The organism is Bacillus sp. FSL P2-0099, from assembly GCF_038007445.1.
Classification (GTDB): domain Bacteria; phylum Bacillota; class Bacilli; order Bacillales; family Bacillaceae_G; genus Bacillus_A; species Bacillus_A mycoides.
In genome coordinates, this window is the sequence record NZ_JBBOXE010000002.1 from 26,256 (window position 1) to 49,009 (window position 22,754).

Annotated in this window: 18 protein-coding genes and 3 pseudogenes; 16 read left to right on the top strand and 5 right to left on the bottom strand. The window is 30.9% G+C overall.

What is annotated here, in order from left to right; all coding sequences use genetic code 11:
• Positions 1 to 178: 178 nt before the first annotated feature.
• Positions 179 to 1,282 (bottom strand): hypothetical protein, encoded by a 1,104-nt coding sequence (locus MKY90_RS28010; protein WP_341093401.1) that lies wholly within the window; start codon positions 1,280 to 1,282, stop codon positions 179 to 181.
• 4 nt (positions 1,283 to 1,286) lie between these two features.
• Positions 1,287 to 2,135 (bottom strand): ATP-binding protein, encoded by an 849-nt coding sequence (locus tag MKY90_RS28015; RefSeq protein ID WP_341093404.1) that lies wholly within the window; start codon positions 2,133 to 2,135, stop codon positions 1,287 to 1,289.
• 1,564 nt (positions 2,136 to 3,699) lie between these two features.
• Here MKY90_RS28015 and MKY90_RS28020 point away from each other — a divergent pair.
• The 6 genes from MKY90_RS28020 to MKY90_RS28045 all read left to right on the top strand — a co-directional run bounded on the left by MKY90_RS28020 (position 3,700) and on the right by MKY90_RS28045 (position 10,732).
• The gene (locus MKY90_RS28020; RefSeq protein ID WP_341093406.1) at positions 3,700 to 3,942 is read left to right on the top strand and encodes a hypothetical protein; all 243 of its coding nucleotides are present in this window, start codon (positions 3,700 to 3,702) and stop codon (positions 3,940 to 3,942) included.
• A 382-nt stretch (positions 3,943 to 4,324) separates the two neighbouring features.
• Entirely contained in the window at positions 4,325 to 6,289 is a 1,965-nt protein-coding gene (locus tag MKY90_RS28025) for an AAA family ATPase (protein ID WP_341093408.1), read from the top strand.
• Positions 6,264 to 7,655 (top strand): hypothetical protein, encoded by a 1,392-nt coding sequence (locus MKY90_RS28030; RefSeq protein WP_341093411.1) that lies wholly within the window; start codon positions 6,264 to 6,266, stop codon positions 7,653 to 7,655. Before MKY90_RS28025 ends, MKY90_RS28030 begins: the two co-directional genes overlap by 26 nt.
• A 42-nt stretch (positions 7,656 to 7,697) precedes the next feature.
• Positions 7,698 to 7,871, top strand: a complete 174-nt coding sequence (locus MKY90_RS28035; RefSeq protein WP_341093413.1) for a hypothetical protein — start codon at positions 7,698 to 7,700, stop codon at positions 7,869 to 7,871.
• Positions 7,872 to 8,372: 501 nt separating this feature from the next.
• Positions 8,373 to 9,815, top strand: a complete 1,443-nt coding sequence (locus tag MKY90_RS28040; RefSeq protein ID WP_341093414.1) for a Sau3AI family type II restriction endonuclease — start codon at positions 8,373 to 8,375, stop codon at positions 9,813 to 9,815.
• A gap of 464 nt (positions 9,816 to 10,279) precedes the next feature.
• Complete coding sequence (locus tag MKY90_RS28045; protein WP_341093417.1) at positions 10,280 to 10,732, top strand: JAB domain-containing protein; 453 nt, start codon at positions 10,280 to 10,282, stop codon at positions 10,730 to 10,732.
• A gap of 363 nt (positions 10,733 to 11,095) precedes the next feature.
• Here the strand turns inward: MKY90_RS28045 and MKY90_RS28050 are convergent.
• Both MKY90_RS28050 and MKY90_RS28055 read right to left on the bottom strand, forming a co-directional pair.
• A pseudogene (locus tag MKY90_RS28050) lies at positions 11,096 to 12,218 on the bottom strand (site-specific integrase).
• A gap of 26 nt (positions 12,219 to 12,244) precedes the next feature.
• Positions 12,245 to 12,752 (bottom strand): annotated as a pseudogene (locus tag MKY90_RS28055) (ImmA/IrrE family metallo-endopeptidase).
• 270 nt (positions 12,753 to 13,022) lie between these two features.
• On the opposite strand from MKY90_RS28055, the gene MKY90_RS28060 reads away from it, so the two are divergent.
• From MKY90_RS28060 to MKY90_RS28080, 5 genes are all read left to right on the top strand, one after another.
• Positions 13,023 to 14,075, top strand: coding sequence for an HNH endonuclease (locus MKY90_RS28060; RefSeq protein ID WP_341093419.1), 1,053 nt, complete (start codon positions 13,023 to 13,025; stop codon positions 14,073 to 14,075).
• A gap of 27 nt (positions 14,076 to 14,102) precedes the next feature.
• Positions 14,103 to 14,903 carry a hypothetical protein gene (locus MKY90_RS28065; RefSeq protein ID WP_341093421.1) on the top strand — a complete coding sequence of 267 codons (801 nt, stop codon included), beginning with the start codon at positions 14,103 to 14,105 and terminating at the stop codon, positions 14,901 to 14,903.
• Between the two features lie 50 nt (positions 14,904 to 14,953).
• Positions 14,954 to 15,223 (top strand): AAA family ATPase, encoded by a 270-nt coding sequence (locus MKY90_RS28070; RefSeq protein WP_341093423.1) that lies wholly within the window; start codon positions 14,954 to 14,956, stop codon positions 15,221 to 15,223.
• A gap of 85 nt (positions 15,224 to 15,308) precedes the next feature.
• Positions 15,309 to 17,411, top strand: a complete 2,103-nt coding sequence (locus tag MKY90_RS28075; protein WP_341093425.1) for an AAA family ATPase — start codon at positions 15,309 to 15,311, stop codon at positions 17,409 to 17,411.
• Positions 17,412 to 17,419: 8 nt separating this feature from the next.
• Positions 17,420 to 18,307 carry a hypothetical protein gene (locus MKY90_RS28080; protein WP_341093427.1) on the top strand — a complete coding sequence of 296 codons (888 nt, stop codon included), beginning with the start codon at positions 17,420 to 17,422 and terminating at the stop codon, positions 18,305 to 18,307.
• Positions 18,308 to 18,396: 89 nt separating this feature from the next.
• On the opposite strand, the pseudogene MKY90_RS28085 reads toward MKY90_RS28080, so the two are convergent.
• Positions 18,397 to 19,041: pseudogene (locus MKY90_RS28085) on the bottom strand (HNH endonuclease).
• Between the two features lie 147 nt (positions 19,042 to 19,188).
• On the opposite strand from MKY90_RS28085, the gene MKY90_RS28090 reads away from it, so the two are divergent.
• From MKY90_RS28090 to MKY90_RS28110, 5 genes are all read left to right on the top strand, one after another.
• Positions 19,189 to 19,521, top strand: a complete 333-nt coding sequence (locus MKY90_RS28090) for a nucleotide pyrophosphohydrolase (RefSeq protein WP_341093429.1) — start codon at positions 19,189 to 19,191, stop codon at positions 19,519 to 19,521.
• Between the two features lie 17 nt (positions 19,522 to 19,538).
• Entirely contained in the window at positions 19,539 to 20,546 is a 1,008-nt protein-coding gene (locus MKY90_RS28095) for an HNH endonuclease (protein ID WP_341093431.1), read from the top strand.
• Positions 20,547 to 20,834: 288 nt separating this feature from the next.
• Positions 20,835 to 21,218: a hypothetical protein gene (locus MKY90_RS28100; protein ID WP_341093433.1), complete on the top strand. Its 384-nt coding sequence runs from the start codon at positions 20,835 to 20,837 to the stop codon at positions 21,216 to 21,218.
• Positions 21,219 to 21,368: 150 nt separating this feature from the next.
• Entirely contained in the window at positions 21,369 to 21,587 is a 219-nt protein-coding gene (locus tag MKY90_RS28105) for a hypothetical protein (RefSeq protein ID WP_341093435.1), read from the top strand.
• 448 nt (positions 21,588 to 22,035) lie between these two features.
• Positions 22,036 to 22,635, top strand: a complete 600-nt coding sequence (locus tag MKY90_RS28110) for a hypothetical protein (RefSeq protein ID WP_341093437.1) — start codon at positions 22,036 to 22,038, stop codon at positions 22,633 to 22,635.
• Positions 22,636 to 22,754: the final 119 nt, after the last annotated feature.

The following is a 22,754-nucleotide window of genomic DNA, read 5'->3' on the forward strand; positions in this document are numbered from 1 at the left end:
AATATTTAATTACTTGTTGGTATTATGAATGTTCTTGATTGCAATTCCTTACATTTCTAATTACTAAATAAAGTAGTATCACAAATATATGAAGTATCTTATCAAATTATTATAATCAACATTAAAATGAATTAAAAAAAATTAGAGTACTATCCAAAATGTACTTTTTATTATATTTTTATATGTTAGTAGAAATATACCTGACTATTTGATCAAAATCTTTATACAGATATAGATAGAAGTCCCTAGTAAACTTTATGAAATCTTCTTCAGCCCGTTTAGCAGCATTTTCTTTTAGTTTATTAATTAAATGTCTTTTAGCCACTCTTTTTAAAATAGAGTTATCAACGTGGTTAGGGATTCTTGCCCCAGACAACTGACGAATGCGCATGGTTTGTTGGTAATTACGCTTTACCTCCCTAGAGAATTCCTCTAGTTTATTTGCAATCCTCCAAGACTCTGAGCTATATACATCCTGCAAATCAAAGACCTTCAGGTAATTGTTCATCTTCACATAATCTCCTTGAATTAATATATTTACATCAGGATTTTCGTTAAAAGTTGAAAATTGAAATTCAAATGTAAACTGATCAGCAATTTGATGGAGGTAAGGATGATAGGAAGGTAACTCGATTTTTTCTCCTTTCAACCGCTCATTACATGAAGAGCAAGCTACCACAAGATTCATGGAATGAATTGAAAGGAGTGGAACTTTTTTACTTGGAAGGTAATGATCTGTACTTCTATCTGAATGATGATTTATGGAATTTCTATCACAATATGGACATATCCTACGTAATTTGGATGATTCTTCCCTGTATATTTTTTTTGAATCGGTGCCCCTTGTAGAGAGGTGTGGTAAATAAGATTTAATAAATGCTTGTGTTCCAATCAAACTATAGAAATAAACAAAAGCCTCTTTAACCAGTTTTCTAGAACAGACTTTATTAGAACAAAGTTTACCTTTAGGACAAGATTGACAAGGAATAATTACAACATATCCCTCATTAATCATAGATTTATAGTTCGCAATTGCTTGACTATAAGTAGCCTTTACCCAGCTTAAGTCTTCTATCTTTGAAAATTCTAATAAATACTCCTTTACTTTCTCTGTATTATTAATTAAAATACCAAGTTTATCAGGAGCTTGGTTAACTAACCATGAAAGTTCCGGATCAAGTTTTCTGTGTATTTTATCCGAATAATCAAGAAAATCCTTAACAAACTCATCATATGCGCTTTGAATTTTTTTTAGTTGTCCACGAATCTTGAATTCCCACAATTCCCTATTTCCCCCTAGCGCCCTTTGCTTCTTCTAACAGTAAAAATAAAGCGTATTTCCTGCTAGAATTACCAAGATCATTATACAGAAGTTCTGCCTTCTCCAATTCGCCCTCGTCAATATATTTTGTAATCTTCTCAAAAATGCCCTTTGTTAATTTACCAGTATATTCTTTAACATTAAAAATTTCCTGAAATACTTCCATAGGGGCACTGCCTAAGGTTCTTTCGGAAATTGGAACTTGCTGTACTCTTCCCTGGTCATTGTAAGTTAAGCTCACGATGCATTCCTTAGGAACTTCATATACAATAAATGGGGAGTGGGTAGCAATAAGAATATGAACTCTAAAGGATTTGAAGACTTCCCAAAGCATTATCATAAATTTCTGTATCCACTTTGGATGGAGATGAGTCTCTGGTTCATCAATCAGTACCAGTGAATCATCTTCAATTACTTCAAGTAAGCTAAAGAATCGAAAAAATAGACTTAGCTCTCCAGAACTTAAATTCGACATATTAACCAGGTCGTCATTTTTAGGAAACCATAATGATTTGATAAAAGATATTCTCATATTTTCCCTTAAATAAGTTACATCGTTTAGCCAACCTTCAACCCCTCCTTCATATAGCTCTAAATTTCTAATACTCATTCCTTTTACCTTTTTTTTCTCCTCAGTCAATCTAGTCTGCTTGTATTCTTCATAATGATTTAACAGCCTATTTACGATCTCATCATACATAGCAGCCTCTGTTAATTTACTATTATTTGCTCTAATTTCGATAAAAGGTGATCTAGAATACCCTAGTACGCTAAGCAAACCTTCAAATGCTTCTCCTTTTTTCCTATTACGCATAGAATAGGTTCCGATGATTGGTAAATAGACTGTAGTCAGCCTCGAAATAATTCCACCTGCTCCTACTAAAAAATATGGTACTGGTAGGTTATACGGATTCTGAACAGATTTATATTGCATAAAGGGAGAGCAAGTAGAAACAATAACTCGTGTTGGTAATCCATTTATATGCACATTCTCAGTGGACGATATATCGTTTTGAAATCCATTTAGTTGGTAAGAAACAATATATTCCCTTGGAAGTTCCTTTTTAAACTTATCCGGATTGAAAACTTGGGATAGAAAACGAAGTATAGTAGTCTTTCCAGTTCCGTTTTCTCCAACAATTACAGATATATTGAGTTTATCACCATAATATTTGTTTATCGGAGTCCCGAATGTTAAGTCTAAGTCTTTAAGGTTACCTTTTTTTTGATCCGAATTCTATTTATCTTCATATATTTCCTCCATCTTCTAACATCTTTAGAATAGCTAGAATACTATATTATTTTAATGGTATCATAATAACTATCTCTCTATAATTAAAAATCAAAGGGTGTTATTATGTCTTTTTCATATTTTATATTTCTAATAGAAATATATAGTTTTGAAAGTAGAGCAGCAAAGTTTAGTTTCCCAAAATTAAGATAAGTATCTATCCGCAGGTGTGTAACCAATTTTCCAAAGTTGTATTACTAGCTCACTCCCTAATAAAGACTTAAATTTGACCATCATATAATTTTTGAAACTATTGGATAGGTTTCGAAAATTATATGTAGAGTACATCTAGATTGATAAGTTGCTTTTGTACTTCAGGCACTATATTCTGATTTTTTTGAAATTTATTTGGTTATTTTTATCTTGATTCTTTCTATTAAATAAAATTTATCTTATTTAAAATGACTGTAAGTTTGATGTTAGATTGCTTATTGAAGCATATATGGCATTCAGTTTATATTAATAATAGACATTATAATTTATTTTAGTAGAAACATCCATTTCCTAAGGGTATTTGTAGAGGAAGTGAGCCTGATTAGAATAAGAGAATGAACAATTCAGTTATCACTATTAAGGTGCATTCAAATTGTACTTGTATAAAGGATTGATAGGTTTCCCAAGACTGTGAGAGGATTAAATGAAATTTTAAATGTTGAGTTTATTGTTCTAGATATTTTATTCAGATATGCAGAACGTGAAAACGTTTAATTTTTTAAAAAAATATCCAAACAAATGTAATTGGTATATACAATAAACTGTGTAAGTAAAGAATGTATAGCTTTTACTTCGCAGTTTATTTATTTTGAAGGAAGCTCCTATTAAATCACTTAAACGTAAAATTAAGAAATTAGAGGAAGAAGATAAAAAATTATGTTAGCAATTGGAAATTGTATACACAGAGGTTTATAAAAAGTTTTAATTTGACAAGGAAGTCTAATTTGTTGGAGTAACAAGAGGTGGGGAATAATTAAACTTTTTATTAAATTCGAAGCGTAAACCTACTGGAATCTTTTTATTTATCATAGAATACGGGTTAACACGATATTTCTAATTGTAATTTATTTTAAGGCTACAGTTCACGCCTCTAATGGAGAGTATCCCTAGAGCGAAGGTAGCGGATCACGGGAAGTATTATTGGCCGTTATATGATGAGGGGAATTTTAGTGATATTACTCTTGAAAATGGAAAGACAAAGAGCGTGCCCATAGATGAGAAAGTATCGGGAAAGTATTTTGGGATACAAGATGTTGTTTGGAAAGAAATTGATTTAATATCTATTACATCTTCCAATATTAAAAAAGTAGTATTTGAGGAATTACAGAGTTTATAACATACATAATAGGGATGAGAATAGAAAATTGTTAGAATAATTGTGTACGGGTTTTCAAGTTTTTGATGCGGATAAAAATAAAGAAATAATAGGTGCTTATGATTTTCTTCAGAATTGGTACGACCAGAACTTAATTGAAATTAAGAGGGTTTTACATATGTTGTCAAAAAGAAGCTGATTTTTGAGTTTTTGGTTGTCAGAGATAGATAGTGTTTTGGATAATAGTCGATTGAGTTTAAGAATGTAGATGTAAAAGTTTTGCTTTTTGATAAACAGAACTTAGTGAGAAGTAATTTCAGAAAGTTTACTTATTTGTGTTTCTAATTTGCTTTAAAATGTTATGGTAAATAGAGCATATTTTAGGTGTTTAAGGAGGAATATAATGGAATTGTTATCTATATGGATACAAAATAATATTAATCCGAGGGGGAAAATGGTGAATCTCGGAGGTAAATATGAGTTTACATTAGAACCTAATGGTACTTTAAAAATCAATGAAAATAAAGACTATTTTGCTGAATTTTTTGATAGGGATAAGGGGAATAGCAAGCTTGTTAATGTCACAGCACTTGTTGGACAGAATGGAGCTGGTAAAAGTGTTTTATTGAATCATATTCTTTCTGAATTAACTTTATATAATTCTACGCCCCATCAAATGCTAGCTGTATTACATAATGTAGAATCAGGAGAGTTAATAATCGTACATTCTTTATCTGATATTAATTATGAACAGGTTAAGGACAAAATTAATAAGAAAATTACTGTAATACAAAAACCATTTAGGCTGCCAAGGGAATTGGATAACGGAAATCTTCTTAAAGATATATCAATTATATATTTTTCTAACATTTTCGATGCATCTATTTTTAGTAAAGATTTGGAGAGAAAGGAGGATCTTGAATTAAGAGGTGTATTTGATATTTCAACAAACTATTTGTTAAAACAAGATATTAACATTTACGAAGAATTAGGTTTAGAAGTAAATTATAAAAGTAATGTGGATGCCCATAGAATTACCGACTTTTTTAGACAGTATGATTTACTTATTAATAGTACTACGGTAAAGAATTTTATCGATTTTGATTTACCATCCAAGGTGGGTATGAAATTAATAAAGTTAGATGGTAGTTGGTTATTTAGAAAATGGGGAAAAACCCCCCCTCATACTTCTATTCAACAATTTGTGGAAAGAATAAATAGTTTAGAGAAAATAATCCCCCCCAGCAATATACACCTGACTAAAAATGATTTTGCGCTAACTTTATTTAATGTATATCTTTATATACTTACTACAGAGTATTATGAGAAAGAAGCCTTGGTCACAAAAAGTATAATAAGTGTTATTGATAGAAAGCTAGAGGAGAATAATCATTTTTATGATTGTGATGCAATTATCGATTTCTTTAGGGAGCTAAGGCATTATTTTAAACATGAATTCGAAGCTTCTGATGGTAGGGCGAGACATGATTTCTATCAACTCTCAAAGTTGGCAAATGATGCTCTTGAGTTACTTGAATTTCAAATTGTAAATTATCGAGTGTTTAATCTTTATTTGTATAAAAAAACAAATAACAACCAATTGTTATTTAGTGATTTTTGGGAATTCTATGCTGATTTTAATAAATTTATTCCTATTTTTGAAGTCTCATGGGGAAATATTAGCTCTGGACAAAAAGCGCTTCTTAATGTATTTTCCCGATTTTATTCACTTGTTCAAAAGCCTCTAAGTAAAAATCTACTTGTATTAATTGATGAGGGTGATATTTATTTTCATCCACAATGGCAGAAAAGTTTTGTAAGAGATATTTTGAAGTTTTTAACAAATATTTTCTTCGAAAAGAATATTCAAGTTATATTAACTTCACATTCTCCATTTATAATATCAGATTTACCACCAAATAATGTTATATTACTCGGGCAGAAATCTGATAAAGAGAGAGAGCAGGAAAAAGATAAGGAAATATTCAATGAAGGGAAACCAACATTTGCTGCTAACTTCCATACATTATTTGCGGATTCCTTTTTTATCAAAGAAGGGCTTATTGGAGATTATGCAAAAGAGAAAATTAATGAAATCATCGACTCAATGAAATGTGAGAAAATAGATTCTGAATTTGAAAAATATGCCAAAAAATTAATCAATCTAATAGGTGAACCAGTTATACGTGAGAAGTTAAATCAACTGTTTTTTGACTATCTTGATAAGGTAAAAACAGTTGAAGATTCTATAAATGCCGAGATATTAGACCTAGAAAAGCAAATTAAAACTCTTGAAGAAAAAAGAGAAAAGATTAGATTATCTAAGCAAAAGGATGAAAGTGATGATTCAAATAAGCAAAAGTACTAGTACAGACATTGAGCAAATTGCTAGTAAACATTGGGAATTTTTAGAGCCACAATTGAACAAACGAATAGGTGATGCTCTAGAACAAAGAACATACATTGAGTTGGCATCTAGTCTTCATAATGAGGTAAAAGAAATGCTAGAGTGGTTTGGAGAGAATTTATCGGAGATTGTTATGGGAAAACCATCTGTATTAAATAAAATGAATAAGGATTTTGAAACAGATAACCCTGTCATTTTTAATGTACTTAAGCAGGAACAAATTCTTAAGGTAAAGCCAGTAACTAATTATATCTTAAAAATATTTGACTATAAAAAGTTTTGTGACCATGAAATGAAACCATACTATACGCAAGAGGTTGAAAAGCTAAAGAATATTATAGATATTACAAAAAAACAAAAAATGCGCAATGGAATAAAACAAGAAAATATAATTCCATTCTTCATTGAAATAAAAATAAATATAATAGATAAAATTAATTCTAGTTTCGTAAATGAGAGTGACGGTTTTGCATTGGAAAGTATAAGCTCTTTACTTGAACGAATTGGGAATTTACCAGTTTCCTTGGATGAGAAGCCATTAAAGATAGATGATGTCAGAAAGAGTATAAAAACAGAAATTAATAAATCTATAAAACAATTTGATGAAAAAAATGAAATTACATTATTAAACTTTGGAAAATATAGAGAGAAATACCGTACTGACTGGGGGCCGTATCAACTAATAATGGAGTTAGGGCTAAATGTATGTCCGTATTGTAACCGTCAATATATATCAACATATTATTCACAGAAGGGAAGGACAAGAGGAGATTTAGACCATTTTTTCCCTAAAACCCTTTATCCATTTTTATCCTTATCTTTTTATAATCTGATTCCCTCATGTAAAGTGTGTAACTCATCGCTAAAAGGTTCTAAGGAATTTGAATATGGTAAATATATTCATCCATATGAGGAAGGTTTTGAAGATAAGGTTATATTTACATATAATATTGAGGAAGTAGAATCATTTACGGATCAAGATAAAATTAATATAGAGCTAGATAGAAATAAGAAGATTGATGTTAGTGAGGATTTCTGGAAAAATGCAGAACGAAACAAGGAAATTTTTAAACTTGTTCCGTTATATAATATGCATAAAGATATTGTTGCTAATATGATTCGTATCCGTCAATCACATAGTGACGATGCAATTGAGTCTTTAATGAAACAACATCCAGAATTATTTGGTTCTGAACAGGAAGTCATAGAGATGCTTCTGTTTAGCCACCTAGATTTAAAACAATATGATAAAAAAATCCTTTCTAAACTTGTTAGAGATATTGCTGTGGAATTAAAGTTTATAGAAAGAAATTCTGTTAATAGTTAAATGGAAAATATAAAATAACTAGTGTTTTCGTAAGTTTTAAAAATGTTAGATTTTCCTGTTCCTGCAGCTGAAGTATCTAGTGAGAAGCGCACGCGTGAACATATTTTGAGGGAATTGTTAACATTGGAGAATAATAAGGACCTTAGCCGTGAAGCGAATCGTAAGTATCGAGTTGAGCATAGTTTGTTGCATGAGTTTTTATTCGATGGCGAGTAATACCTGCTGCCAAGCATAATCATATTGCTAGAACGTGGCTATATAAAGGTGATATAATACCACTTACTAAAAGAAGGGGTATATGCTGGATGTATACAATTCAGCAGGGTAATGCACCGGGAGTGAGTGCAAGACAATTGTATAGTGTAATAGTTTTTCTATTTATTTTGTTTTAAAATGAAGAGTTTTCTTTTATATTTTATGAAATTTTAAATTGTAAGAATACTAAGGCTTCTATATAATAGAACTAAGAAATTTTTTCCTTTTTTGACTATTCCATAATGACCATAAACCTTTCGGGTTTACGTTTAATTACAGGTATGTGTATATAAAATACATGTTACGTTGTGATACGAATATATTCCTGAAAGGTTTTTTTGCGCGTTTAAGGAATAAGACGGGTGATTCACTAACAGTGCGTGAGAGAATAACTTGATTTTTCATAGAGGAGGAAAAACGTATTAATAAATTTATAACATCGATATAATATGAGGTGATAAAATGTCATATATTTATTCTGAATCTTGGACCGAGCAACAAATATTCGATGTAGCAGAAGAGCTTGTCGGAAAAAAACTTAGAGATTTAGATAAATCGGGTTGGTTAAAAAAGAAAAAAGATAAAGGTAATATTGGAAATATGATTCAATCTGATTTTTTCGGAATTCCAGCAAACTCAATAAAAGGTGCTGATTTTGAACATCATCACATCGAGTTGAAAGTAACACCTATTCTTAAGAAAGTAAAGGCTGGATACAGTTCAAAAGAACGCCTTGTACTAGGAATGATTAACTATACGGAAGATTATAAAATTCCTTTTGAAGAAAGTATTGTAAATAAAAAGGCACAAAACATGCTTTTGGTTTTTTACCTTCATGAGGAAAATAAGCCCGTTGAAGAATTCAAGATCATTAAGACAGCTCGTTTTCAGTTACCAAAATCAGATGAAGCGCAAGTACGATTAGATTATCAAACAATTGTTGATAATATCCAGCAAGGAAAAGCGCATGAAATTAGTGAGAAGCAACAAAAAATAATGGGAGCATGCACAAAAGGGCAAGGAAAAGGAAAGGACTGGCTTGACCAACCATGCTCTACAGAACAAGCGAAATCACGGGCATACTCTTATAAGGTTGGCTATATGTCTGCTTATTTTAGAAATCTAATGACACCTGAACAGGTTGAACATATTCATATTCCGCCTCAAAAAAGCTTTCTTGATACGGTTACTGAAACTTTAGATAAATATGTCGGTAAAACGGATGAAGAAATTCAATTTGAATCACAAAAAGCAGTAAATGGGAAGAGTAAAATATTCAATTTAATTGGTTTCATGTTTGGGACTAATGGGGATAATCTGAATCATACAGAGGAATTTTTGAAGGAAGGCTATGCGATAAAAACTGTTCGTGATAGACAAGATAGCACAAAAAATCAAGATATGTCATTTCCCAATATTGATTTTACTGAAATAGCAAATGATGAATTTGAGGAATCTACCTGGTATGGTTGGTTTGGAGAAACAAAATATATACTAACCGTATGGGATGAATATGAAGTGGGTAAAAACAGATTTAAAGATTATACGATTTGGATCCCTGATGATGAACTAATAGAGCAAGCATCAGAACTTTATTATCAAATCAAAAATATGCTTAATTCGAATTCTGTAAGAGTAGAAATTGATGAAATAGTAGGTAAACATGGGAGATGGTCTGATAATTTACCTGGAGGAAAAGCGGATTATCCGCCATTTCAAATTCGTCCTAAGGGTTCAGGTGAAAGTGTATTTGTAACATTACCAAATGGGTTAAAAATAAAGAAAAAAGCCCTTTACATTAATAAAGAGTATATAAGAAAAATTGTTAAGTTAGATCAAGAGGAATTACAGGCTAGCGATAACAATTTAAAAACAACAAAGTTGGAAATTTTCCTTAGTATATGATTTAGCTTTCATTGAGCTATTGGTTTCAAAATGAATGTAACTCAAACTAGAATTATAGGTTAAATAAGATAAGTTAAAAGAGTAATTTCCTTTATTACAAAATTCTAGACTATTTTACCGGAATTTATAATTGAAAGTAAATTCAGTTTATTTTATAATGGAACTAAGAAATTTTTTCCTTTTTAGACTATTCCATAATGACCATAAACCTTTCGGGTTCACGTTTTATTACAAGTAAGTGTATATAACATATACGCTACGTTGTGATATGAATGTATTCCTGAGAGGTTTTTTTGCATTGTAGGAATAGGACTAGTAATGAACTAACAAGGATGTGATAGGATGTCTTAACTATTTAAGAATTGTAGTGGAGAAGTAAGAATTTTGAATTTTAAAATACAAAAGAAGGTGAAAAAAGATGAGAAGAGAAGTCTCGTCTTATTTTATTTCGAAAGGAGAAGGACATGGGTAAGAAAAATATGGTGCAATCTGTAAAGTTGGTAAAAGATAGTAATCGTATTTATGATATTGAGAAGAAGAAAATCACTTGTCCAGCGGATGCTGTACGTTTTGCACAGATTATATTTGATATAGAATCAAGACCAAATGAAATTTTTGGTGTATTTAACTTAAATACAAAAAATGAAATTATTGGATGTAGCATTGTGTTCGAAGGAACTGTTGATTCATCGCTCATCCATCCGCGCGAGACGCTCCGCACGGCAATCTTAAACAATGCAACTTCTATTATATGTTTTCATAACCATCCATCAGGACATAGTGTGGAGTCTCAAGAAGATATTGAAGTAACTAAGAGATTAAAAGAATGTGGAATTATTATCGGTATTCCTCTTCTAGATCATGTCATCATTGGAGATAACAGCTATGTAAGTTTAATGAAAAAGGGGGTTATCTAATAAAAGTAGTAAACCAATTATAGTCAAGAGTGTGTATGGGAAAATAAGGAGATTCTAATGTGTTTACTCGCATGGATCTTCTTATTCTTTTTAATTTTAAATGTAAAAGAGTGGAGAGACAGTATTTATCAATCAATTTTTATTTTTTGAGGACATCGATGAAAGGGAAATGCGAAGACTTGTGGTGGAAGGGGTGAAATATTACTAAGTGTTGTGCGAACGGATAAAAAATCTAGAAGAACAGGATTAAATAGGGGCGTTGTTCTTCTCCCAAGATTCAACGATATAGTATGAGAAACCTTGTTGTATCAAGGTTTATAAGTGATGATTTATCTCGATGCTCACATTAAATTTGTTCATTTTTTATCTGGTGTTTTCATTAGATTTTATTATGCTCTCGAAGTTTTCTGCTGCTTGTTGCTGCATGTTCTGTGTGATGTGACTATACTTGTCTAAAGTCCCCTAAGCGATCTTGTACGATTTTAGGATGTTCCCCAGCCTGAAGCATGAGTGTAGCGTGAGTATGTCGTAAGTCGTGTATACGAATTCGAGGAACACCAGCTTTTTTATAGTGATCATTCAAAAAGCGATGAGGAGCATCTATATGTAAGGGCGAATGTATCGTATTGCCGGTGAAAATAAAAGCTTCTTCATTTAAGTGTATACCCCAGCGGAAAAATTCTTTCTTTTTATAGGAGTAGTAGGATTGTAACTTTTCTATAACAAAAGAAGAGATACTAATGCTTCTATTTGAAGACTTAGTTTTTGTGGCAGCTTTAAATAGTCCTTTTTCTGTTTTTACAAGTGATTTATTAACCAGGATACGTTTATTATCAAAGCTAATATCTTTCCATGTTAGTGCAAGTAATTCTCCGCGTCTCATACCTGTATAAATTGCAAGTAAGAAGAACATATGGTACTTAATATTTTTTTCTTTTAGATACTGGAGGAATCGATTACATTCCTCGCTAGACCATGTATTCATCTCACCTTGCACTTCACGTGGTTTTTTAACTTTATTCATTATATTGTCATGAATGATTTCCCATTCTACAGCATGTTTGAAAATGCATCTTAGGCAGCGGTGGATATTGCTGATTGTACCATATGATAGTCCTTTTTCCTTAAGTTCAGCATAGTAGCCTTGAATCATTACGGGCTTAATACTTTTAATTTTTTTATAACTAAATGGGGGAAGGATATAGAGCCTAACTAAGCTCATGTCTTTTTCATAAGATGTAATTTTTAATTCAGCTTTACGAAGAGGCTTTAACTTTTCCCATACATCTAAAACAGTTAATTATTTTTCATCAAAATATATTCCTTTCTCTATCTCTGTAATCATCGTTGCAGCAGCATTTTGGGCTTCTTTTTTTGTTCTAAATCCACTTTTACTTTTTTGCTGTTGTTTCCCTGTGGTCGAATCTATACCGATATCTATTATAAAAGACCACGTATTTCCACGTTTACGAAAACTTCCTTTCATATTCAACACCTCCTGTATTGTTAGTTTTAAAAATTGCAGTATTGTGATGTTTGATTCTGCAATTTACTTGCTAATAATTGATTTTCATAATGTAAAAGCCTTTTTTGAGCAAATTGTGTTGTTACATTGAATTTTTCTGAGATTATATATGCTTTTAACTGTAGGGGAGGAAGCTTTCGTAACATAAAAGTAGGTACACAAAATTGTTGTGCGAAGTTTTTAGCCTTAGCTTCTTGATAATCTAGAAACATTTGATGCATTAATAATTGATTACCAGAATGAAATAGGATGTGACAGGTCTCATGGCCAAAATCCTCCCATTGTTCTTGCTGAGAGATACGATCATCAATAACTAAGTTAGCTATTTGATTTCTTTCCATTGCATGACTTCCAAATGGAGCAAAGTACAGCCAAATGTTTGACTTTTTCGCAATCTCCATCATATCAATTTGCTCGGGAACAATAATAGATATGGATTGGTACAAGTGCTGGATAGAGTCTTCAAGTTGTGTAGTAGGGTTGCGATTGAAACATATTTTCACTCCATTCGCATATTAAGAACGTACGTTCTTGTAATATAACAAAAATAAAAAACTTGGAAGAGTATTCAAGAAAAGAAAATAGGTAGATAAATTAAGAAATCTGATTTCTACTAGATTTACAATGAGAGAGTAATATCTTAGGTTTAGTGGGGAAATATTGACGAATATATATGATAATATCTGTTTATGTTTTAGAAAATAAGGTAAAATATATATGGTAAATTATTCATTACTTTTCGTTTTTTACCGTAGGAGTGAGAATATGATTGAAAAGGCAATTGACTTTGTTTTATCTGAAGTTGACGTACCAGCACTTAATCATCCTGAGATAAGTAAGGAGATTAAGTATAAAGTTACAAATACTAAGGTTAGAATTAACTCTTTCAAGAAGATAGGTGATTTGAAAATTTATATGAATAGATTTTCGGATGCCCCTGAGAGTGGAAATGATTTAGTGTATAACTCGTTAAAGAATAAAGGACTGAAAACTTACGAGGATATATATCCTGAGTTAAAAGAGAAGTTTCAACGTTATTTTGATGATGTTACAGTCTTAAATGATTTTGTTATAGGGAAGACATATACATCGTGGGATATCTCTAATTTTGCTAGAGATTATGATAATAGAAAAGGTATTTATTTAATAGGAGAGCCCTCCAATTTAAGCGCAATTTTTATTAAAGTGACTTTAGAGAATGGGAAATATGCTAATGAATGGTTAGAAGAAAACAGAGTCCTGAAATATTATTTTAAAAATAGAGCAAATAAATTTAAGTTAGAGTATCAAGATAATTTCGCTATTTATAGTACGAAAGACATGGATGTACCAATCTATGTATTTATTAAAGAAGATACTAGGTGTCTATTACATGGTGTATTTAAATATGTACAGTATGTTGAAGAAGCAGATGGATCAAAGTGGTTTGAATTAGAAAAGATTGACCATTATCAAACTTTACATACTTTAACTAATCAAGAATATGAGAATGACTTGGAGATAAAAGTAACACAATCTCAAATTACCAATAGCTCTGCTCGTAAAGAGCGCTTAAAACAGGCGGTTAGGAAACCTGAATTAGTTGAAGTGATTACTACTCAGTACAAAAGAAATCCAGATGTTATTGCTGAGGTACTAGAGAGAGCGAACGGATATTGTGAAGAATGCAAGCAAGAGGCACCATTTAAAAGAGCTAAGGATGGCACGCCATACCTAGAGGTTCATCATGCCATTCCTCTTTCTCATGGGGGAGAGGATTCTATTGAGAATGCTGTAGGTTTATGTCCAAATTGCCATAGGAAAGCTCATTATGGTTAGAATATAAATCTAAAGGAGAAGTGGCTTATGACTAATATATATGTGGGGCTTTGTGGGGAATTAAGGGATATTTATGAAAATAAAGGTTTAGATGATGAATACAATTGGAAATTTATAGACGGAATGAGTTATGGGTTTAAATATATGAGAGATTATAGTGGATTAATGGCTAATCCTACTGAAAAAAAATATTATAAAAATAAACCTAAATTAGGATTATTTGATATCAAGGTAAAAGTAGAAACAAAAAATTATAAAGTTACACATAAAAAAGTTATTTGTGATTTGCTAAAACATTCGAGTTTGAAAAATTGCAAACAAGTTTGGCTGGGAAAAGATCCAACAACGCTAACTAAGAATATAGATGAGGAAAAGGCCTTAGTAACTTTAGGTTTATTGATGTTTGAACAAGAGATAAACTGGGGGACTGGGAGTTATCAAAGAAATACATTTTTCTCTCCGAGGAAGAAATTTAGACCGAGAGATATGTTAATGGGGTTTATAGCAATGTTTTTTTCTGGTGAGGATGAAAAGAAGAATGGAAATAAGAATGGAAAGAAACTATTAGAAAACTATAGTTATTGGACAAATACTGGAACAAGTCCTACGTTTCCTGAAGGTGACTATAAATTACTGGATAAAGAAATAGCAAATAATTATTTTGAAGTCCTAAAAGCCGTGCCTTTCGAAAAGAATCAACCTCTTATTTATGATAAAAGGAAAGAATATATGGATGATTTGGCCTCAAAGGCTAAGGATAACATGGGGTATGAAAATTATGTAGAGTCATTAAAAAGCTCAGGAAAGGAAATTTTTCAAAAAAATTAAATATGGATTTAAAGTTATTAACTCTGTATGAGTAAAGTAGAGGAGATAATATGTTTATAAGATATTTGTACATAAAACAATATAAAAAATTGAAAAATCTCGAGATTGTATTTGGTGGAAATAGAGATTTTAGAAAAGAATTTAAAGAGTTTTATGGAGATATGAACTTTACTGTTCTGGTTGGTGAGAATGGTGTAGGAAAAACTACAACTATGAGCTTTATCGCCAGTATTTTTCATAATTTGGAAAGGTTTCATTCGCGGATACCGTCAGATTTTCAACTACATTGCCCAGCAAGCATAGTATTATATAGAGAATGATTTAAGTGGATTAATCTAAATATGTAATTTAATGTGGTTTAGATATAGGGCATACCAACAATATTTTGTTGAAGGGATTACTAATATGATTCGAATATATAAAGATAACTATTTTGATATGGATTATAAAGAGTTAATAGAAGAGGAGTCTTTACAGAAATTTAATTTTACAGATGATAATATAGTTAAGGGATTTATGTATGAATATTTTAATGGGAAATGTTCATACTGCGAAGTTACAATGAAAGCTATACCATTAGATATTGATTTTTATAGACCGATAAAGGGAGCATTAAACACAGTAGACGGTGAGTTTTATCCTGATCATTATTGGTGGTTGAAATATCAAGATGATAACATATTTTCTATTTGTGTAGAATGTAAAAGGGCAAAAAGTAATCGATTTCCCGTAAAAGGGCGTTTAGCTCGTATAAATGCTGACGCGAGAGAATTATCAGATGAAAAGCGTCTATTGGTACACCCTAGTAGAGATTATCCTGAGAGACATTTTATTTATGATGAGGATGGAATGATGTATCATAGAAGCCAAAAAGGAAAATTTACTATTGATGTTTTAAATTTGAACCGCAGTAGATTAGTGGAATTTCGTTCCAAAGAATATAGTACATTTAATGAATTGTGCTCTTTATTTGCCGAAACAAGAGGAGATTATGTTCTTGACCATATTCTTAAAGAATTAAATTCAGATTCAATGTTTACTGGTTTAAAAAGGTTTATACTTTTTAATTGGGTATTTAAAAACAGGGAAATTCCATATTTACAAGAGTTTAAAAAATTTATAGACAACACAGTATCCAAAAATCAATTAAAAAGTATGCTTGAAGAGTGGAATGAAAAGGAATATTTTGATAGCGAAAAGAAGCGTTATTTTAATATAGAAAAGAGTAACGATTATTTTGATGTAACAAACGAAAGAGACGTAAATAAGTATTATGTAAAACAGCGTTTTATTGAAAAGATTGAGATTCATAATTTTAAGGGTATAAAAGATTTGAAAATTGATTTGAGGAAGAGTAAGAGTAGTAATGCCCCTTGGCTAATGCTGCTAGGAGAAAATGGAGTAGGAAAAAGTTCAATTTTGCAGGCTATAGCATTAACATTAATGGGCGAGGAACAACGAGGGGAAATTATTAAAAAGAAACCTAGTGAATACTTGAGTAATGGTTCATGTGAAGGGTTTGTAAAGGTATATTTGTCTGGAATGATAGAGCCTATTTGCCTTGTTTTAGATGAAAAACAGAATTATTTTAGTGGTCAAAATCATAAACAGCCTAGGGTGCTAATTTTAGGATATGGATCTACACGTTTACTTCCAAGAGAGGATATGAATATAGATTTAAAAGTCACTTGGGCAAGAACCGAAAATCTTTTTAATCCATTTATTCCGTTAGTTAATGTAAGAGACTATTTATTATATTTAGATGATGATTTTCTAGTTGTTAAACAAGCTATTGAGTCTCTGTTTTTAGAAAGTGTAGTAATCGAACGTGATAGAGTTAATGAAGAAATATATTTTAATTTTCCTAGTTCTAGTATTAAATTAGAGGATTTAAGTGATGGATATCAGACAATTATTGCTCTTGCCGTTGATATTATGATGGTTATGAAGAATAGATGGCGCAACTTTGATGCTGAAGGAATTGTTTTAGTTGATGAAATAGATGCACATCTTCATCCAAGATGGAATATAGAAATTGTTCGTCGATTAAAGAAAGCTTTTCCGAAAGTCCAATTTATTTCTACTACTCATAATCCATTATCACTTCGCGGGCTTATAGACGGTGAAGTTGCGGTTTTATTAGAGGATGAAGAGAGAGAATTATATATCAATCAAAATCTACCTGCTCAAGAAGGATTTAATATAGAAGGATTGTTAACGTCTAGATTCTTTGGCTTGTATGATACCATGCCGGAGCTAAACAAAATATTTGATCGATATTATTTACTTTTATCCAATCCAAGTCCTAGTGAAGAACAAAAAGAGGAAATAACGAGATTACAAGGTGAATTATCGAAATATGAAAAGGTAGGAAAAACATTACGAGAACAAAAATTCTATGAGGCGGTAGATTATTACTTCGCGTATTCTAGAAAAAGGAACGTGGATTTAAGTGATGAAGAATTTAGTGCTACTATAAAAGAAGCTATTGAGTATTTAGAAAGGTAAGATTTCTAATGATATATATTCAAAGAAAGTTGCAGCCACCAGAATTAAATTTAACTAATCCAAATTCCATTGGATATAAAGAATTAGAAGATGCTAAAAAAACAACTTTTACAAAAGATTCGAAATTTAAATTTAAGGCATATAAAAATGCCAATGTTAAAAGAATTTTAAATGAAATGTTTAATGGGAAATGTGGATATTGTGAAAGCCGAATTGATGTGACTTCATATGAAGATATTGAACATTTTAGACCTAAAAAGGCGATAAAAATAGAGGGAGAACCAGAATTGGTATATCCCGGTTATTATTGGTTAGCTATGGATTGGGATAATCTTTTGGTATCATGTTCGAGATGTAATAGGTCATATAAACAAAATTTTTTTCCTTTGGCTAATGAAAGTAAACGAGCTAAAGGACCAAAAGAAGTTGTATTTGAAGAGCCTTTATTATTAAATCCGTGTGTGGATAATCCAAGTGAACATCTTGTGTTTATAGATACGGGAATTGTTACGTTTAAAGAAGGCTCTGATAAAGGAGAAAAGTCTATTGATATTTATGGTTTATACAGGAAAGAACTTACCGATGAAAGAGCCATATTAGCTAAAGACATTAATTTTAAAATGGTACAGATATGTGATGAGGTAGAGGAGTTGAAACAACTTGCTCAGTTGAAAAATAATCCTAATTTTGAAAAAATGTTTGAGAGGCGTGTACAAAGTATAATAATGTTATATGATAATCTCATTGAGCATATAAATGATCCAAAAAGACCTTATCGAGAAATGGTCAAACAGCTTACTGCAGAATTCTTGAGTAAGCATCAAGCAGAAATAAGTAGTTTAAGAGCAGTATATAATCGGAAGCTTAGCCGCGAGTCTATTCGTCTTCCAAGTTAAATTAAAATAGGATAATAACTTTGAAGATATAAGGTTATTATCCTATTTATTATAAAATTCAAGAGTGAATATTCGATTATATAAGTTTATTAATAAAAATTTGTTTTGATTGAAAATATTAAACTGTCCTTACTTAACCATGGCCTTTTCCTATGCAGCATCCTATGACAATTTGCACATACCATTTCAATATCCTCTACTTTGGTTACAGAGCCCTCTTTAAGCTCTGAGACAGGCACAATGTGATGACCTTCAATGAAATCTTTCCCTAACTCCCCGTATGCCTTATAAAAATCAAAACCACAAACTTCACAAAACAGTTTTCCACCATGTAGTTGTTTAAATCGCTCCTTAGCCAATTTAATCACTTTGCTGTTACGTTCGAAAGATAGATGTACCTTAAGGATTTGTCTGCCTTCAAAAAATCCTTCTTCGCCGTCTATTAAATCAGAATTACTATTATTATCGTAATCTCTAAGCCCCCATAAACCATTTCCTTTACCATTTACAGCATAAAATAAATCTTGCTCACCATTGTAAATATCACATTCACTTGGATGTTGATAAATGGTCTTTCTAATTCTTGCAGCTATAGACTATTCATATTGATATCTACTCAAGTCAATTTTAATACGCTCCATAACCTTTGTTTTAATTTGATTCAGTGTGCCAGTACCATCTAATTCAGTTAATATTGTTATAATTTCATCTAACCATAAGCTGCTGTTGGACATACATATACCCCCCTAATAAAACATGTGTACTTATTTATATTTTAATCTTTTACATTTGTATATTCATATTTTATTGCAATGGAAGTAAATGGTTATATATAATTATAGAAGAGTTTACCAATGAAAAGTAACTGGGGGATTCAAAAAATGAATCAAACTATTTTAGAGAAAGTCCTAAAATTTCGGGACGATAGGAACTGGAAGCAGTTTCACAATCCTAAAGATTTAGCTATCTCTCTTTCTTTAGAGGCGAGTGAGTTGTTGGAGAATTTTCAGTGGAAAAGCAGTGAGGAAGCTGTAGAAACCAAAAAAGAAGACATGAAAGATGAGTTGGCAGATGTACTCATTTATTCAATGCTGTTAGCAGATCAATTGGATATTGATTTAGAAGAGATTATTTTAAACAAAATAGAAAAAAACAATGAAAAATATCCAGTAGAGAAATTTCGAGACTCTAAAAAGAAATATAATGAAATTTGAAAAAGGTGGAATTAAATATGTTATATCTTTTTACTGCAAGTAATGATAGTGCTATAAAAAATTTGGAAGCCACTATTAAAAACCAATATCCTATTTCTACATGTTTAGCAGATTTAGATGCCGATACAGTAACTAAACTTAAGGATAATGAATTACATGAGAATGTATGTATGTGGGGAGCAACTCATGGTTCTTCAAATGTTGATAGATGGGAAAAGTTAAAAGAGGGTGACGGGATTTTAGCATATTCTAAAGGGGAATTTAAGTTTTTCGGGACAATTTTTGCTAAGACTCATAACCCAGATGTAGCTAGAAAAATTTGGAGAACCAACGATAACGGTGAAACGTGGGAATACATCTATTTTATTAAGGATCTAAAACCTGTAAATATTAAAGCAATAGAATTCGCAGCTTTCTTTGGCTACAAATTGAACCATAAACCACAAGGATTTACTAATATTGATTCAACAAAATTAGAAATTAAATTAGCAAAATATAAATCTATTGATAATATTATTAAAGTGTTGAATGAGAGTTTTATTCTTTCTGAGGATGAGCAAGAGGCAGATATGTATCAGGCTAATATTGATTCGGATTATAGTAATGTAAAGGTTGCGGAAGAGGGTAAACCAGAAAAACGAAAAATCCTGAAAATGGAAGCTGGTAAAGAAGTATGGCCACGTGATTCCCAAAAAGCTAAGCAGGCTATTAAACAGGCGGAATTTAAATGTGAAATAGATGACACACATGAAACATTTGTATCGAAAGCCAGCCGAGAAAATTATATGGAGGCCCATCATCTAATACCGTTAAGAATGCAACATGATTTTGAAAATAGTTTAGATGTTGTTGGAAATATAGTTAGTATATGTCCGAACTGTCATAGGTTAATTCATTTTGGAAGAGCCAAAGATAAGAAAAAAGTTTTAGAACTTCTTTTTGAACAAAGAAAAGGTTCTTTGAAGAGGTTTGGTATTGAAGTATCTCTCAAAGAGCTCTTTGGATATTATGGAATTCTAAAATAAGGATATCCATAGCTATAAGTGAAGGTAGAATGTTTCATACTTAAACATAGGTATTATTGTGATGGGAATTTAAATTTTGTCTTTTGAAAGTATCAATAATTTGTATTATTTTTTAGGATTATCTATTTTTCTTTTGTTCTGTTTTATAGAAGAGCTCTTTTTTGTCGTATAAAAGTCACCTATATATATAGGATAAAACTTAATATACCGTATATGTTTTATTAATTTATAAGAACATTGTTATTACGGTGTATTAAATCTTTATATATTATTTTTGTGATTTATTTGTTGAAATATTCTTCTGTTACATTTTTACATAGAAGGAAGGATTATTTTGAAAAAATAAAGATGATTATTGGTCTTACGGGTATTTTATCTGTAATAATAATACCTACAGTAGCAATTGCAATTGCAGAAGATGTATCTAAACTAGAAGAAGTTATAAAAGAAACAACGAAGTTAGGAATGAGTTTAGTCATAGGATTAATCGCTATTTCTATATCTTGTATAGCACTTCTTTCTAAAACAAAAAGAAATTTAGATAAACAGTATTATTTAGAGTATTTGATTCTAATGATGGGAATGTTAGTGCTCTTTTTTCTAGTTTTTCTTTTTGGATATCTTCCGATAAAAACTAACTTTGCAATTGCTACCATTGAATACTTCTTATAAGAGGTGGCGTAGCACTATAGTAGAAAAAGAGAGAGCTTATACTGTTATGGTATTGAGAAATACGTAGGGCTTATTAAGCATCAAGGGATTCCTCGAAAATAAATAGAAGTATATCCATATCTGTTTACATTGAAGAGGGAGAGTTGGTTTATGATAAGTTTTGGGGTTAATTTACGCACTATTATTAGTTATACACAAGAGAGTAGGAATCTTAATAATACACGGATTTTAAGTAAGTTGGGTATAAGATTATTTGATACATATGGAGAACCATTACCTGTATCAGATGTTAATCGAGAATTAGTAACGGCATTAAAATGCCAAGACATAAATACGCAAAGATATATATTAAGTCATTTAAAAGGTTAGAAAAACCGATATTATGCTGCGTTTTCCCATGCGTATGTTCTATACGATAAACCAAGAAGCTATCATCAAAGGTTTGTGAAATTTTATTTTCTTAAATTGAGTGAATTACGTAGTAATATTTTAAAATTATTTAATTTGGTACTATAGTTTGTATCACCATGAAATGTATAAAACTCGTCTATGTCAATAAAAACAGAATAAAGAATGTGTAATGAAGTACCCATCCAATTATTATGTGTATAACAATTGGATGGGTATTTTTTTACTTATTCCAAAATAGGGACAAAGCTAAATGCAACGGATCGTTATCAAAACGCGAGTGTACAAATGTAACAAATGAAATTTCTATTCATAAGTGTGGTTCTTCTATTTAATCAAGTATGATTTAATACTTTCTTAGTTTTGGTTAAGGAAATTTATATACTTAAAGTAAAGGGGGTAATTTTTAATGAAGGGGGAGGAGAATTTGAAAATGCTCAATTCAGTTGCTCCTAAACAAATAAAAAATGAAGATTTACCATTTGATATTTCCTGGATGACCGATTGGATTGTAGACTGGTTTGGTTCTTTGTTTAATGGCGGCAGTGATGTAATAAAAGATGGGGGAAATAAAGTAGATGGTGTAGTCCATGCGAGTGTGCCTGCATTTTTTGATGTGATTTTCCTTATTCTTTCTGTAGTAATTTTAATTTCATTATTAGTTTTTGGAGCCTCTTTATGGTTTAAACATATAAAGTGGAAAAAAAGATCTATATATTTTGGAGTAGGTTCGTTTATTCTCATTCTATTAATAAGGATTCTACCAGTGTTAATGTTGACAACACGTTCTTTTGATTTTCAAACCTTTATGAGTAATATGGTGGGCTTAATTACTTCTATAATTTTAGGGACAGCTGTATTAATGTTTTTAATATCGCTAGCATTAGGTATGCTTTATAAGAAATTTGAACATCCCAAATATGGAAAATGGAGTACAAGTTTGAGATATAGTTCAATTTTTATATTTGTAATGACATTGATAGTACCGGCCTTGCTGCGTCATTTATAATCTTTGTTTATATAGGGGAAGGAGGAATAGTGCAGGTAATTTCTATAATGTTTCTGTGTAATTATGCTAGTGCTCGTTCTCCTCTAGATTTCTGAGTTAAGTCTAATACATTAAAAAGA

What these genes read in the sequence shown, in the direction of transcription:
- MKY90_RS28015 (WP_341093404.1), bottom strand. Translation starts at nt 2,135, where the DNA reads ATGCGTAATAGGAAAAAAGGAGAAGCATTTGAAGGTTTGCTTAGCGTA.
- MKY90_RS28020 (WP_341093406.1), top strand. Translation starts at nt 3,700, where the DNA reads ATGGAGAGTATCCCTAGAGCGAAGGTAGCGGATCACGGGAAGTATTAT.
- MKY90_RS28025 (WP_341093408.1), top strand. Translation starts at nt 4,325, where the DNA reads ATGGAATTGTTATCTATATGGATACAAAATAATATTAATCCGAGGGGG.
- MKY90_RS28030 (WP_341093411.1), top strand. Translation starts at nt 6,264, where the DNA reads ATGATTCAAATAAGCAAAAGTACTAGTACAGACATTGAGCAAATTGCT.
- MKY90_RS28035 (WP_341093413.1), top strand. Translation starts at nt 7,698, where the DNA reads ATGTTAGATTTTCCTGTTCCTGCAGCTGAAGTATCTAGTGAGAAGCGC.
- MKY90_RS28040 (WP_341093414.1), top strand. Translation starts at nt 8,373, where the DNA reads ATGTCATATATTTATTCTGAATCTTGGACCGAGCAACAAATATTCGAT.
- MKY90_RS28045 (WP_341093417.1), top strand. Translation starts at nt 10,280, where the DNA reads ATGGGTAAGAAAAATATGGTGCAATCTGTAAAGTTGGTAAAAGATAGT.
- MKY90_RS28060 (WP_341093419.1), top strand. Translation starts at nt 13,023, where the DNA reads ATGATTGAAAAGGCAATTGACTTTGTTTTATCTGAAGTTGACGTACCA.
- MKY90_RS28065 (WP_341093421.1), top strand. Translation starts at nt 14,103, where the DNA reads ATGACTAATATATATGTGGGGCTTTGTGGGGAATTAAGGGATATTTAT.
- MKY90_RS28070 (WP_341093423.1), top strand. Translation starts at nt 14,954, where the DNA reads ATGTTTATAAGATATTTGTACATAAAACAATATAAAAAATTGAAAAAT.
- MKY90_RS28075 (WP_341093425.1), top strand. Translation starts at nt 15,309, where the DNA reads ATGATTCGAATATATAAAGATAACTATTTTGATATGGATTATAAAGAG.
- MKY90_RS28080 (WP_341093427.1), top strand. Translation starts at nt 17,420, where the DNA reads ATGATATATATTCAAAGAAAGTTGCAGCCACCAGAATTAAATTTAACT.
- MKY90_RS28090 (WP_341093429.1), top strand. Translation starts at nt 19,189, where the DNA reads ATGAATCAAACTATTTTAGAGAAAGTCCTAAAATTTCGGGACGATAGG.
- MKY90_RS28095 (WP_341093431.1), top strand. Translation starts at nt 19,539, where the DNA reads ATGTTATATCTTTTTACTGCAAGTAATGATAGTGCTATAAAAAATTTG.
- MKY90_RS28105 (WP_341093435.1), top strand. Translation starts at nt 21,369, where the DNA reads ATGATAAGTTTTGGGGTTAATTTACGCACTATTATTAGTTATACACAA.
- MKY90_RS28110 (WP_341093437.1), top strand. Translation starts at nt 22,036, where the DNA reads ATGAAGGGGGAGGAGAATTTGAAAATGCTCAATTCAGTTGCTCCTAAA.